Origin of the sequence: Nocardiopsis eucommiae (assembly GCF_965344335.1) — a bacterium.
Taxonomy (GTDB): domain Bacteria; phylum Actinomycetota; class Actinomycetes; order Streptosporangiales; family Streptosporangiaceae; genus Nocardiopsis; species Nocardiopsis eucommiae.
Genome location: NZ_CBDRIY010000016.1, coordinates 1 through 12,123 on the forward strand (window position 1 = coordinate 1; position 12,123 = coordinate 12,123).

Below are 12,123 nucleotides of genomic sequence, written 5' to 3' on the forward strand. Positions count from 1 at the left end.
GGGCGTCAGGGGAGTCGGCGCAGGACCTCGGCGGTGAACGCGTCGGTCCCGGCCTCGCCGCCCAGGTCGCGGGTGCGCACCCGGCCCTCGGCCAGAACGGCGCGGACCGCGTCCATCATCTGTGTCCCCGCCTCGGGGTGGCCCAGGTGGTCCAGCATCATCGACGCCGACCACAGCGCCCCCAGCGGGTTGGCCACCCCACGGCCCGCGATGTCGGGCGCCGACCCGTGCACCGGCTCGAACATGGACGGGTACGCGCGCTCGGGGTTGAGGTTGGCCGACGGGGCGATCCCGATCCCGCCCGCGACCGCCGCGGCGAGGTCGCTGAGGATGTCACCGAACAGGTTGGAGCCGACGATCACGTCGAACCTGGCCGGGTCCAGGACGACCTTGGCGGCCAGGGCGTCGATGTGCTCCTGGTCCCAGACCACGTCCGGGTGCAGCGCGGCCCGCTCCGCCACCAGTTCGTCCCAGAACGGCATGGTGTGCACGATCCCGTTGGACTTGGTGGCCGAGGTCAGCCGTCCACCGCGCCGCTCCGCCAGGTCGAAGCCGTACTCCAGGACCCGTTCCACACCCTTCCGGGTGAACACCGACTCCTGCACGGCGCGCTCCTGGGGAGTGCCCCGGTCGAAGCGGCCCCCCTCACGCGAGTACTCGCCCTCGTTGTTCTCCCGCACCACCACGAAGTCCACCTCGCCCGGCAGGGCGCGCGTCACCGGGCTGGGCACACCCTCCAGGACGGTGATCGGCCGCAGGTTGACGTACTGGTGGAACTCGCGGCGGATCGGGATGAGCAGACCCCACAGGGACACGTGGTCGGGCACGCCCGGCCAGCCCACCGCTCCGAGGAGGATGGCGTCGTGGTGGCGGATCCGGTCGAGGCCGTCCTCGGGCATCATCGCGCCGGTGTGCGCGAACCGCTCACAGGACCAGTCGAACTCGTCGTAGGTCAGGGCGAACCCGTGGTGGGCCGCGACCCGGTCCAGGACGGCGGTCGCGGGGGCGACGACCTCACCGCCGATGCCGTCTCCGGGGATCGTGGCGATGCGGTACTGCTTCATGGGGTCTCCATCGGATGAGAGGTGGGACGGAACGAGGGGTGGGGAGGCGGGAACGGGATCCGGCGGTCAGGCCCCGGCGGCGTGCGCGCCCAGGAAGGAGCGGAGGGAGGCGGCGGTGGCCTCGGGAGCCTCCTCCGGCACGTAGTGGTCACAGTCCAGGCTGTGTCCGCGCACGTCCGACGCGTACTCGGACCAGGCTCCGGGCACGTCGTAGTGGCGTCCGACGAAACTGTGCGCGCCCCACAGGAGCAGGACGGGGCACTCCAGGCGACGCCCCGCGTCCGCGCGGTCGTGTTCGAGGTCCACGGTGGCCGCGGCCCGGTAGTCCTCGCAGGACGCGTGGATGGCGGCGGGGTCGCTGAAGCAGCGCACGTACTCGTCCACGGCCTCGGGGTCGAACGCGGAGCCGCCGTGGTGGCGGGCGTTCATCCGGGTGCGGACCCAGAAACCGGGGTCCCGGCCGATGAGGTGTTCGGGGATGCCGTTGCCCGCCGTCAGGAAGAACCAGTGGTAGTAGCCGGTGGCGAAGTCGGCGTCGGCGTGTTCGAACGCGTACCGGGTGGGCACCACGTCCAGGGCCGCGAACGCGGTGACCGCCTCGGGGTGGTCGAGCGCCAGCCGGTGTCCGACCCGCGCCCCCCGGTCGTGGCCCACGACGGCGAAGCGGTCGAAGCCCAGCTCGCGCATGAGGAGGTACTGGTCCCGGGCCATGGTGCGCTTGGAGTAGGCCAGGTGTCGGGGGTCGGAGGGCGGTTTGTCGCTGTCCCCGTAGCCGCGCAGGTCCGCCAGGACGACGCTGAACCCGTCGGCCAGGAGCGGGGCGACCCGGTGCCAGATCAGGTGGGTCTGGGGGTAGCCGTGCAGGAGGAGGACGGGGGGTCCTTCTCCGGCCCGGCGGACGTTGAGGCGCAGCCCCCCGACCTCCACGTCGTGCCGGGTGAATCCGGGGAGGAGTCGGTCGTTCATGCCCTGATCACAGCAGCCCGGCACGGTGTCCGTCCAAGACCGGTTGTCGATAGTGCTGATAGGCCCGGCCTATAGGATCGGACGGGAGAGGACGAACCGGACGGAGGGGCGACGTGGACGTGCGTCAGCTGGAGTACTTCCTGGCCGTCGTCGACCACGGCGGGGTCAACCGCGCCGCGACCGCCCTGCACCTGTCCCAGCCCTCCCTCTCCCAGGCGATCCGCACCCTGGAACGCGACCTCGGCAGCGACCTCTTCCACCGGATCGGGCGTCGCCTGGTGCTCAGCGACGCCGGGCACGCGCTCGTCGAACCCGCCCGCGAGGCCGTGCGCGGACTCGACCTGGCCCGCTCCGCCGTGGAGGCGGTCCGGGGGCTGCGCCGGGGCCGCGTGGACGTGGCCGCCCTGCCCACCCAGTCCATCGAACCCCTCACCGGGCTGGTCGCGGGCTTCACCGAACGCCACCCCGAGGTGTCGGTGTCCATCCGGGGCGCCCTGACCAACCGGGACGCCGTCCAGATGGTCCGCACCGGTGCCTGCGAACTCGGCGTTGTCGCCACCGACACCCCGCTCCGGGACACCGAGGTGCACGTCCACCCGCTGGTCCGGCAGGCCTTCGTTCTCCTCGCGCCCCGGGACGGTCCCTTCCGCCCGGGAGCCTCCGTCCCCGTCCGCGAACTGAGCGGACGGCGCCTGATCGTCGGCCACGAGGGCTCGGGCATGCGGCGGTTCGCGGACCGTCTGCTGGCCGAGGGCCTGGACGCGCGCATCGCCGTGGAGAGCGAGCACCGGGTGTCGATCCTGCCGCTGGTCCTGGGCGGCGCCGGACTGGCGGTGGTCACCGACGCCTGGCGCGGGCTCGCGGAACAGGCCGGGGTGCTCGTCCTCGAACTGGACCCCACCGACCACCTGCACGTGGCCCTGATCAGCCGCAAGGGGCCGCTCACGGCCGCCGCCCGGGCGTTCGTCGAGCACGCCACCGCCCCGGCGTGAACCGCCCGGTCAGCCGATCATGTTCATCTCGGCGATGACGCGGGTCGGACGCACCCGCACCACGAGCTCACCGGCGACGCCGTTGCGGCGGCCGTACTCCTCCGCGACCTCCGCGCTCACGTAACGGCGGGCGATCGCGGTGGCCGTGCGGACCAGTTCCCCGGGGTCCTCGGACAGCTCGGCCACGCCTTGGACCTGCACGAAGCCGTACGGCTCCTCCTCCAGGTCCACCACCAGCGTCAGCCGGGGGTCACGCGCGAACGCCCGCCCCTTCGCGGAGTCGCGCCCGGTGTTGAACACCAGCCCGTCCTCGTCGATGGTGAACCAGATCGGGGCCGCCAGCGGGCGGCCGTCGGAGGCCGTGTAGGCCACCTTGCCCGTGCGGGTGCCGTGCAGCAGGAAGTCGCGGACCTCGGGATCAGTCAGGGAGCTCATGGCCCCAACGTAGGCCGCGACCCGCCCGCCCCTCCGGTCCGACACGCTCAGACCGGTGCGGGCAAACGCCGGGGCAGGGCCCCCACCCGTGGCGCCCGCCGCACCCGCACGTGGGCGTCGGCCCTGGTCGGACCGGAGAACACCGCCTCCAGCGGCAGGCCCAGGGCGTCCGAGACCGCGTCGGGCGCGTCCCCCGGCACCGGCTCCAGCACCGGACGGGCGGCGCCCAGCAGACCGGTGAGCCGGGCCTGGCGGGCCAGGTCGGGGGAGGAACCCGGCGCGATCCGCACCGGGCTCCCGTCCGCGAGCTCGTACCCCACGCACCAGCGCAGGCGCCGCCCGAGCCGGGCGGGGGCGTCCGCGTGCGTGACCACCAGCGCGTCCACCCCCGCGGTGGCCTCCAATGCGTACCGCAGCGCCACCAGGTCCAGGTGACCCACCCGGAACCCGCCCTGCCACGGGTGCGTCCGGTTGTGCCGGTCGGCCAACCGTTCGGTGAGCCCGGCGTCCTCGGTCACCAGAGGACCCGCCCCGTGACGGGTCGCGAAGGTGCGCGTCACCCCGATCCGGCGGGCCCGCCCCGCCATCCCCGCCTCCGCCAACAGCGCCAGCGGGTTCACGGCGGTGGTGGTGGACCAGGTGGTGTACGGGTGGAAGCCGTGCCACTCGTCCAGCAGCACGCCCTGCGCGCCCTCGAACACCACCGGAGTCCGGGCCAGCAGCCGGGGCAGGTACCGCTCGTCCACCAGCCGGACCCGCTCCGCGAAGGCCCGGTAGGCGGCCAGGCACGCGTCCGGGTCGGGTCGGGGCTCCGGGGTCGCGCCCCCACCCCCGTCCGCCGACCCGGACAGTACCGACGCCAGCCGCTCCGCCAACCGGTCCAGCTTGCGGCGGAGCACCGCCGGGGACGCGCAGTCACCCACGGTCGGCGCGTCCTCCGGGTGCTCCAGGGAGTAGGCCACCGTCTCGCCCACGCCCATCCCGCACGAACCGTGCCGGTCCCGGCCGCGCGCCCGCTCCCGGGCACGGTTGGCGGCCGCGTGCCAGGGGGTGCTGATCAGCGCGCGCCGGTCCACCGTCACCAGGGAGAGGGGATCGGCCACCCCCAGGGAGGACAGGTGCTCCGCCTCGGCGGCCAACGCGAAGGGATCCACCACCGCGAACCGGGACAGGTGCGTGGGCACCGGGCGGCCAGGGGCGAGCGTGCCCGCCCCGAACTGCGCGAACGTGTGGTGCCGACCGTCCGGGGTCACCACGTTGTGCGCCGCCTGCGCGCCGCCGTTGGCCCGCACCACCGCGCCGTACCCCCCACCCGAACACAGGAGGTCCACGGTCACGCCCTTGCCCGCGTCCCCGAACCCCAGGTCCACCACGATCGCGTGGTCGTCGGGCGTCGTCCTGTCGTTCACAGCCGGTCCACCCCCGGGCCGTCACCGGCCAGCCCCTCCAGGCCCGTGGAGGTCGCGACCGCGCCGCGCCCGCGTGCCAGCGGGCGCAGGGCCCGCCCCACCACGTCGGCCTGGTCCGACCCGGCGTCGGCCAGGTCCCGCAGTCCCTCCTCCAGGTCGATGGCCTCCTCACCCAGGCCCACCGTGACCGCGATCGTCTCGCAGACCGCGTCGAGGTCGTCCAGCAGGACGAGGTTCTGCCCCAGGTGCCGCTCCCAGAACTCCCGCACCCGGCCGTTCCGGAAGTGGTGGCTGCCGGTCGGCATGAGGAAGTACACCTCGTACTTGCGCCGGAGCTCCTCCAGGATCGCCGGGAGGGTGACGTCCTCGTCGAGGTCGTCCCCGATCACGTCCCGGACCTCACGCGCCTTGACGGAGCCGTAGGCCATCTCGTCGCCCACGATGAACAGGTAGCCGCGCCGACCCCGCTTCTCCAGGCAGTCCAGCGCGGTGTGGCGGGCCATGAAGTACATCGCCAGCTCGTAGGACTCGGTCGTCTGGCCGCCGCCCCCGCCCTCCAGCACGATGTTGCCGAGGTCGTCCTCCAGCTCGTTGCCGGACTCGAACTGGCCGACCTGGAGCGGCACGCGGTCACAGGTGGCGTCACCGACCGCACCGAACAGGATCTGAGGGTCCGCCACGTAGCCCCGGCGGAGCAGCAGCCCGAACAGGTCGGGAAGCTTGGTCTGGAGGGCGCGGGGCACACGCCCCATCGAACCGGTGACGTCGAAGAGCACCGACACCGCCAGCGAGTTCGGGTGGGCGTCGGAGTCGCGGCTCTCCCGGACGCCCACGCCGCGCGGGTCGAGTGAGGGGTGGGCCCGCCACTGGTCGCGCGGGGCGGAGGTGACGTCGTCGTGGTAGTCGAACCCGCTGCTGCCGGCGGAGGCCTGGTAGGCCCGTCGGGCGTGGTGGGCGTCGGTGGACCAGCTGCTGCTTCCCATGGTGGTCTCCTTCTTCTCCCGGGTGGGGTGGGGTGGGGGTCAGATCGGGGCGGGCATGTGGAAGGGGCGGAACCGGCGTGGGCCGAAGCACCGCTCCAACGCCCCGTCGAGCTCGTCGAGCAGAGCGAACGCGTCCGCGGGCCGTCGGTCGGGGGAGGGGAGCGTGCACCCGCGCGCCAGGGCCCGCAACGGCCCGGGCAGGCGGCCGCGGGTCACGAACTCCACGCACCGGGTGGCCATGTACACGTCCGTCGCGGGCACGGCCGGGCGGCGCCGGGCGACCTCGGGCGGATACGTGTCCACCCGGTGCGGCACCATCGCCGGAACGTGGGGCGCGGTGCGCGACTCTCCGAAGGTGACGGAGTAGCACCAGTCCACGAGGACGAGACCGTGCGCCTCGGGGTGGATCAGGACGTGCTCGGGGACGACCGCGCCGTGCACGACCCCGGACCGGTGGGCGTCGCCCAGCGCGACCAGCAGGCGCCGCCACATCCACGCGGCGTCGCGCGGGTCGATCCCGTCCGGGTGGGCCCGCCGCACCTCGGCCAGGCTGTGGAAACCGGACAGCAGCCCCAGGACGTTGCCGCGCCGCTCCACCCCGGTGGCCGCGTCGCGGTGGCGGACCGACTCCACCAGCTCCGGGAAGAACGCGCGGAACGCATCGTCGCCGCGTTCCCCGATCCGGCGCAGCGCGGTGGCCTCGGCCAGGATCAGGTCGTTGTCGCGCGGGGCCCGGGGGAGCTTGAGCACCCCGTCCCGCCAGGGACCGCCGACGCAGTCGCCCTCCCGCCACCGGACCGGGTGGAGGTCGGCCACGTCGCCGCCGGCCAGGGAGCCGCCCCGGCTCACGTGGTAGGTCCGGGCCCGGGTCACCAGGGTGAGGTCGTCGAGGCCCAGGCCCCCCTCGGCCGCCAGCCGGTAGCGCCGCCACGCCTCGGTGAGCCCGGAGAACCCGGCCGCGGCCTCGGCCGCGCGGGAGGGGGGAGCGGAGTCCGGGTGGAGCAGCCGGGCCAGGCGCCGGTACGCGGCCGTGGCGGCTGGGGGCACCGCCCCGCCGTCGACCGGCAGGGGACCGAACAGCGCGGTGGGGTCGGCCGCGAGACCGAGGTCGCGCAGGGCGGAGTCGAATCCGTCGTGGGGGTGCCGCTCCTGGTCCATGCCTCTCCTCTCCGGGGATGTGGTGCGTCGGGGGCGCACCGGGGTCGGGATCACTGGGAGCCGCGCAGCAGCGGCGGGTGGAGGAGGGCGGCCCCGCCCGCCCGGTACAGGCGGGCGCGGCGTCCGCCTCCCGCGCCCCCGCGCTCGGCCAGCTCACCGGTGTCCTCCACGAACCCCGGGGTGGCCTGGATCTTGCGGTGGAAGTTGGCGGCGTGGAGGGTGCGGCCCCACACCGCCTCGTACACCCCGCGCAGCGCGGAGACGGTGAAGGTGGGAGGGAGGAACGCGGCGGCCAGAGCGGTGTACTCCAGCTTGGAACGGGCGCGTTCGACCGCGTCGCCCAGGACGCGCGCGTGGTCGAAGGCGAGTTCGTGCCGCTCCCGGGACCCGTCGCCGTGGCCGAGCGCGGTCCACGGCACCCAGGCGGCCTCGGCCGTGTCGCGGCCGGTGTGCGGGTCGGGCAGGTCGGGGGCGAGCACCATGTACGCCACCGAGACCACCCGCATGCGCGGGTCCCGGTCGATCGCCCCGTAGGTGCCGAGCTGTTCGAGGTGGAGCTCGGCGGGCAGCGGGGTCTTCTCGGTGAGTACGCGCAGGGCGGCGTCGGGCAGGTCGTGGTCGGCCGGGCCCCCGGGGCCGTCCTCCGCCCGCACGAACCCGCCGGGCAGGGCCCACCGCCCGAGCTGGGGCTGTCGGGTGCGCCGTCCGAGCAGGACGTGGGGGAGGCCGTCGCGGATGGTCATCGCCACCACGTCGACGGTGACGGCGACCGGCGCGAAGGCGTGCGGGTCGTAGCCGTCGAGGTACCTGCGCTCGTCGGCCGCGTCGTAGTGGCCCGCCTCCGTGCCGGTCGGCCCGTCGATCCCCTCGGACACCGCGTCCTCCAAGTTGTTCTCAAGATGAGTTTTTCTCGATGTGAGTTGAACTTAGCATCGCTCGCCCCGTCCGTCCACCCCCGCCCGGGCTGCGGCCCGACACGCCGCCCGTCGCGGACGATCCCGTCGTCGCCCGCCGCTAGCATGGTGCGAACGGACGTTCGAGAGCGGCGTCCGCCGGACGACCGAGCGAAGGACCGGGTGGAGACGTGCGCGTGCTGGGGATCGACCCGGGGCTGACCCGCTGCGGGGTCGGAGCCGTGGAGGGCGCCATCGGCCGCCCCCTGCGCCTGCTGGCGGCCGACGCCATCCGCACCAGCCCCGACACCCCGCTCCCGCAGCGCCTGGTGGAGGTCGAGCGCGGCATCGAGGAGTGGCTGGACACCTACGAACCGGACGCCGTCGCCGTCGAACGCGTCTTCGCCCAGCACAACCTCAGCACCGTGATGGGCACCGCCCAGGCCAGCGGCATCGCCCTGGTCTGCGCCGCCCGGCGCGGCCTGCCCGTGGCCACCCACACCCCCAGCGAGGCCAAGGCCGCCATCACTGGCAGCGGTCGTGCCGACAAGAAACAGGTCGGCGGCATGGTGGCGCGTATCCTCGGACTCGACGGGCCGCCGAAACCGGCCGACGCCGCGGACGCCGTGGCCCTGGCCATCTGCCACATCTGGCGCGGCGGGGCCCAGGCCCGGGTCGCCCAGGCCCAACAGGACTTCGCCCGCAAGGTGGAACTGGCCCGCCGCACACGCGGCCGCTGACACCCGGGCGGCGACGCCCACAGCAGCAGCACCCCCAGGAAGGAGACGGGCACCCCTCCCGGTGTCCCACACGAGATGATCGCGTTCCTCACCGGCCGGGTGGCCGCACGCGGCGCGGCCAGCGCCGTGATCGACGTCGGCGGCGTCGGCATGAGCGTCCAGTGCACCCCCTCCGCCCTCTCCCGACTCCACGTGGGGGAGGAGGGGACCGTGGCCACCAGCCTCGTCGTGCGCGAGGACTCCCTCACCCTCTTCGGGTTCGCCGACGACGACGAGCGGAACCTCTTCGAGCAGGTGCAGACCGCCTCCGGCATCGGACCCCGCATCGCCCTGGCCATGCTCGCCGTGCACAGCCCCGACAGCCTCCGCCAGGCCGTGGCCACCGAGGACACCACCGCCCTCACCCGGGTGCCCGGCATCGGCAAGAAGGGCGCCCAGCGCATCGTCCTGGAGCTGCGCGGCAAACTCGACGCCCCGGTCATGACCGACGGCACCCTGCCCCCCGCCGACGGACCCGGCATGGAACCCCACGGGGCCTGGCGCGGACAGGTCGTCTCCGGGCTGGTCAACCTCGGCTGGTCCAGCAAGGACGCCGAGGCCGCGGCCGCCGCCGTGGCCGCCGAGGCCGAGGACACCGACGACGTCACCGTGCTGCTGCGCAGCGCCCTGCGCAGGCTCAGCCGCGCCTAGCCCCCAACGGGAACCGGAGGGAGAACACCCGTGTACGAGCGTGACGCCGTCTCGCCCGAGGCCGACGTCGAGGAACACCAGATCGAGGGTGCGCTGCGCCCGAGGAACCTGGACGAGTTCGTCGGCCAGCACCGGGTGCGCGAACAGCTCTCCCTGGTCCTGCACAGCGCCCAGCGCCGGGGCCGCGCCCCCGACCACATCCTCATGTCCGGCGGCCCGGGCCTGGGCAAGACCACCCTGGCCATGATCATCGCCGCCGAACTCGGCGCGCCCCTGCGCATCACCTCGGGCCCGGCCATCGAACGCTCCGGTGACCTGGCGGCCGTGCTCTCCACCCTCCAGGAGGGCGAGGTCCTCTTCCTCGACGAGATCCACCGTATGGCCCGCCCGGCGGAGGAGATGCTCTACGTCGCCATGGAGGACTTCCGCGTGGACGTCGTGGTCGGCAAGGGGCCCGGCGCCACCGCGATCCCGCTCGACATCGCCCCCTTCACCCTGGTGGGGGCGACCACCCGTGCGGGCATGCTTCCCGCGCCCCTGCGCGACCGCTTCGGCTTCACCGCGCACATGGACTTCTACGAGCCCGACGAACTGGAGCAGATCCTGCACCGCTCCGCCGGGCTGCTCGGTGCCCCGCTGGACGGCGACGCGGCCCACGAGATCGCCGGTCGCTCGCGCGGCACGCCCCGGATCGCCAACCGCCTGCTGCGCCGCGTGCGCGACTACGCGGAGGTCCGCGGCGGGGGCCACCTCACCCTGGCCAACGCCCGGGCCGCCCTGGAGCTGTACGAGGTGGACGCGCTCGGGCTGGACCGCCTGGACCGTGCCATCCTGGACGTGCTCATGAACCGCTTCCGGGGCGGGCCGGTGGGACTGTCCACGCTCGCGGTGTCCGTGGGCGAGGAGGCCGAGACGGTGGAGGTGGTCGCGGAGCCCTTCCTGGTGCGTTCCGGCTTCCTCGCCCGGACCCCACGCGGGCGGGTGGCCACCCCGATGGCCTGGGCGCACATGGGGATCACCCCGCCGCCGGACGCCGCCTTCGGCGCCGCGGCCGACCCCGCCGCCAACGCCGCCGGACGGGCCGGTCACGGCACCCCGGCTTCCTGACCGGGGCGGGAACCCCACAACGGGCCTCGGGCGGGTGGCGTGAGGCGCGTGCGCGAACCGGGTCCGAACCGTTAGCGCACCGACCCCCGGGCGGTGGGGCGCCGGTGACCGGCGCCACGTAAACTGGGCCGAACCAGCCAGGACGGGGCAGCGCCCCCGACTGGTGTCGTCGGACACCGGCGGAACGAGTTGGCTCCCCCGAGCGTTGTAGGCAACGGGTACGACTCCGGCCGCCGTGGTCGGTCGGCCCGAGAAGGTGGTCGTCGCGGTGTCCGAACCGGCAGACGTCGGCCACACGAAACGTCAGGAAGGACGCCCCCGTGCAGGGCATTTACACTCTCGCCGACGCGGCCCAGCAGGAGGGCAGCATCTTCAGCATGATGCTCCCGTTCGTGCTGATCCTCCTGGTCTTCTGGCTCCTGTTCTGGCGCCCGAACCAGAAGCGTCGCCAGCAGGAGACGCAGATGCAGAGCTCCCTGGTCCCCGGCGTCGAGGTCATGACCAAGGCGGGCATCTTCGCCACGGTCGTGGAGATCCACGACCAGGACGTGCTGCTGGAGATCTCCCCGGGCACCCGTATCCGGATGCTCAAGGCCGGTGTCGGCGAGGTCATCACGCCCGCCGCCGACGACACCCCGGTCGAGGACCGTCCCGACTTCGGCGACGACGACAAGCCCAAGGGATAACACCGGGCCGGGCGCGACGCCGCGCCCCGGCTCGCCACAGACTTCGGTACCGGCCCCCACCCGGGGCCGGTACCGCTGCTGTCCCGGCCACCGCCGCACACAGCTCCGCCCGCGCCGAGGCCCGAGCGGACCCACCACAGAAGGCCCCGCCACCCATGTCCCACGACACCGCGACCCCGGACGTCCCGGACGCCGCCGACCTCGACCTGATCAGCGCCCACGTTCGCGACGTCCCCGACTTCCCGCACCCGGGCATCCTCTTCAAGGACATCACGCCCCTGCTCAACCACCCGGAGGCGTTCGCCGTCGCGGTGCGGGCGCTGGCCGCTCCCTTCCGCGACAGCGGGATCGACCACGTCGTCGGACTGGAGGCGCGCGGGTTCATCTTCGGCGCCCCCGTCGCCATGGCGCTCGGCGCGGGCTTCGTTCCGGCGCGCAAAGCCGGGAAACTGCCCTCGGACACCATCGACCAGGCCTATGATCTGGAGTACGGCACCGCGACCGTCGAGATCCACGCCGACGCGATCACCCCGGGCAGCCGTGTGCTCGTCGTCGACGACGTCCTCGCGACCGGCGGGACCGGCAGGGCCGCGGTGGACCTGGTCCGCAAGGCGGGTGGTACGGTCGTGGGATTCTCCGTCCTGATGGAGCTCTCCGCACTGCGGGGGCGGGAGAAGATGCCCGACGTGGAGCCGCGCACCCTCCTCTCGGTCTGAGGCCGACCTCGCCTGACAGTCGCCCCCCACGGGGGAATACCCCGACGGGGCGTCCTTGTTCACGTACTCCGGCACTCGGCGTGACGTACCTGGTGACCTGTGTCACCAGGCGTACCCACGCGTCGGTATCGGGGACACGAGGCGCCCGACCGCTCCCCGCGCAGGTGGGGAGTGGTCCCCACTAGACTGGCGGGCGAGGGGACCGCGGCGGCCGCGTCAGCGACTGGCCCTGATGACACGCACGTGCACCGGAGGCGAGCCGGACGGCGACGTCGGCTCCACCC

The 12,123-nt window shown here is 73.8% G+C and carries 13 protein-coding genes; 6 read left to right on the forward strand and 7 right to left on the reverse strand.

What is annotated here, in order from left to right:
- Nucleotides 1-5 precede the first annotated feature (5 nt).
- Both ACRWK8_RS12365 and ACRWK8_RS12370 read right to left on the reverse strand, forming a co-directional pair.
- Entirely contained in the window at nt 6-1,064 is a 1,059-nt protein-coding gene (locus ACRWK8_RS12365; protein WP_378741269.1) for a tartrate dehydrogenase, read from the reverse strand.
- 66 nt (nt 1,065-1,130) lie between these two features.
- Nucleotides 1,131-2,030, reverse strand: coding sequence for an alpha/beta fold hydrolase (locus ACRWK8_RS12370; protein WP_431870330.1), 900 nt, complete (start codon nt 2,028-2,030; stop codon nt 1,131-1,133).
- Nucleotides 2,031-2,143: 113 nt separating this feature from the next.
- Between ACRWK8_RS12370 and ACRWK8_RS12375 the strand changes: the two genes are divergently transcribed.
- Complete coding sequence (locus ACRWK8_RS12375; protein ID WP_431870332.1) at nt 2,144-3,022, forward strand: LysR family transcriptional regulator; 879 nt, start codon at nt 2,144-2,146, stop codon at nt 3,020-3,022.
- A 9-nt stretch (nt 3,023-3,031) separates the two neighbouring features.
- Here ACRWK8_RS12375 and ACRWK8_RS12380 read toward each other — a convergent pair whose 3' ends face one another.
- Genes ACRWK8_RS12380 through ACRWK8_RS12400 form a run of 5 tightly spaced genes read right to left on the reverse strand, consistent with a single transcriptional unit; the run spans nt 3,032 to nt 7,882 of the window.
- On the reverse strand, nt 3,032-3,457 hold the full coding sequence (locus ACRWK8_RS12380; protein WP_378741276.1) for a PPOX class F420-dependent oxidoreductase: 426 nt from the start codon (nt 3,455-3,457) through the stop codon (nt 3,032-3,034).
- Between the two features lie 47 nt (nt 3,458-3,504).
- A complete protein-coding gene (locus ACRWK8_RS12385) occupies nt 3,505-4,866 on the reverse strand; it encodes an adenylosuccinate synthetase (RefSeq protein WP_431870335.1) in 1,362 nt (453 codons plus the stop codon).
- Entirely contained in the window at nt 4,863-5,849 is a 987-nt protein-coding gene (locus ACRWK8_RS12390; RefSeq protein WP_378741280.1) for a hypothetical protein, read from the reverse strand. The genes ACRWK8_RS12385 and ACRWK8_RS12390 overlap by 4 nt, the downstream gene beginning before the upstream one ends.
- A 39-nt stretch (nt 5,850-5,888) precedes the next feature.
- Nucleotides 5,889-7,007 carry a molecular chaperone DnaJ gene (locus ACRWK8_RS12395; protein WP_378741282.1) on the reverse strand — a complete coding sequence of 373 codons (1,119 nt, stop codon included), beginning with the start codon at nt 7,005-7,007 and terminating at the stop codon, nt 5,889-5,891.
- 50 nt (nt 7,008-7,057) lie between these two features.
- The gene (locus ACRWK8_RS12400) at nt 7,058-7,882 is read right to left on the reverse strand and encodes an NUDIX hydrolase (RefSeq protein WP_378741284.1); all 825 of its coding nucleotides are present in this window, start codon (nt 7,880-7,882) and stop codon (nt 7,058-7,060) included.
- 209 nt (nt 7,883-8,091) lie between these two features.
- Between ACRWK8_RS12400 and ruvC the strand changes: the two genes are divergently transcribed.
- The 5 genes from ruvC to ACRWK8_RS12425 all read left to right on the forward strand — a co-directional run bounded on the left by ruvC (nt 8,092) and on the right by ACRWK8_RS12425 (nt 11,839).
- Entirely contained in the window at nt 8,092-8,640 is a 549-nt protein-coding gene (gene ruvC, locus ACRWK8_RS12405) for a crossover junction endodeoxyribonuclease RuvC (RefSeq protein WP_431870338.1), read from the forward strand.
- Nucleotides 8,641-8,715: 75 nt separating this feature from the next.
- Nucleotides 8,716-9,330, forward strand: a complete 615-nt coding sequence (gene ruvA, locus ACRWK8_RS12410) for a Holliday junction branch migration protein RuvA (protein WP_378741288.1) — start codon at nt 8,716-8,718, stop codon at nt 9,328-9,330.
- A 30-nt stretch (nt 9,331-9,360) separates the two neighbouring features.
- A complete protein-coding gene (ruvB, locus tag ACRWK8_RS12415; protein WP_431870341.1) occupies nt 9,361-10,437 on the forward strand; it encodes a Holliday junction branch migration DNA helicase RuvB in 1,077 nt (358 codons plus the stop codon).
- Between the two features lie 320 nt (nt 10,438-10,757).
- Nucleotides 10,758-11,123 (forward strand): preprotein translocase subunit YajC, encoded by a 366-nt coding sequence (yajC, locus tag ACRWK8_RS12420; protein WP_017546174.1) that lies wholly within the window; start codon nt 10,758-10,760, stop codon nt 11,121-11,123.
- Nucleotides 11,124-11,278: 155 nt separating this feature from the next.
- Nucleotides 11,279-11,839 carry an adenine phosphoribosyltransferase gene (locus tag ACRWK8_RS12425; RefSeq protein WP_378741292.1) on the forward strand — a complete coding sequence of 187 codons (561 nt, stop codon included), beginning with the start codon at nt 11,279-11,281 and terminating at the stop codon, nt 11,837-11,839.
- Nucleotides 11,840-12,123: the final 284 nt, after the last annotated feature.

Coding starts and splice junctions, on each gene's coding strand:
- ACRWK8_RS12365 (WP_378741269.1), bottom strand. CDS start 1,064: ATGAAGCAGTACCGCATCGCCACGATCCCCGGAGACGGCATCGGCGGT.
- ACRWK8_RS12370 (WP_431870330.1), bottom strand. CDS start 2,030: ATGAACGACCGACTCCTCCCCGGATTCACCCGGCACGACGTGGAGGTC.
- ACRWK8_RS12380 (WP_378741276.1), bottom strand. CDS start 3,457: ATGAGCTCCCTGACTGATCCCGAGGTCCGCGACTTCCTGCTGCACGGC.
- ACRWK8_RS12390 (WP_378741280.1), bottom strand. CDS start 5,849: ATGGGAAGCAGCAGCTGGTCCACCGACGCCCACCACGCCCGACGGGCC.
- ACRWK8_RS12395 (WP_378741282.1), bottom strand. CDS start 7,007: ATGGACCAGGAGCGGCACCCCCACGACGGATTCGACTCCGCCCTGCGC.
- ruvA (WP_378741288.1), top strand. CDS start 8,716: ATGATCGCGTTCCTCACCGGCCGGGTGGCCGCACGCGGCGCGGCCAGC.
- ACRWK8_RS12425 (WP_378741292.1), top strand. CDS start 11,279: ATGTCCCACGACACCGCGACCCCGGACGTCCCGGACGCCGCCGACCTC.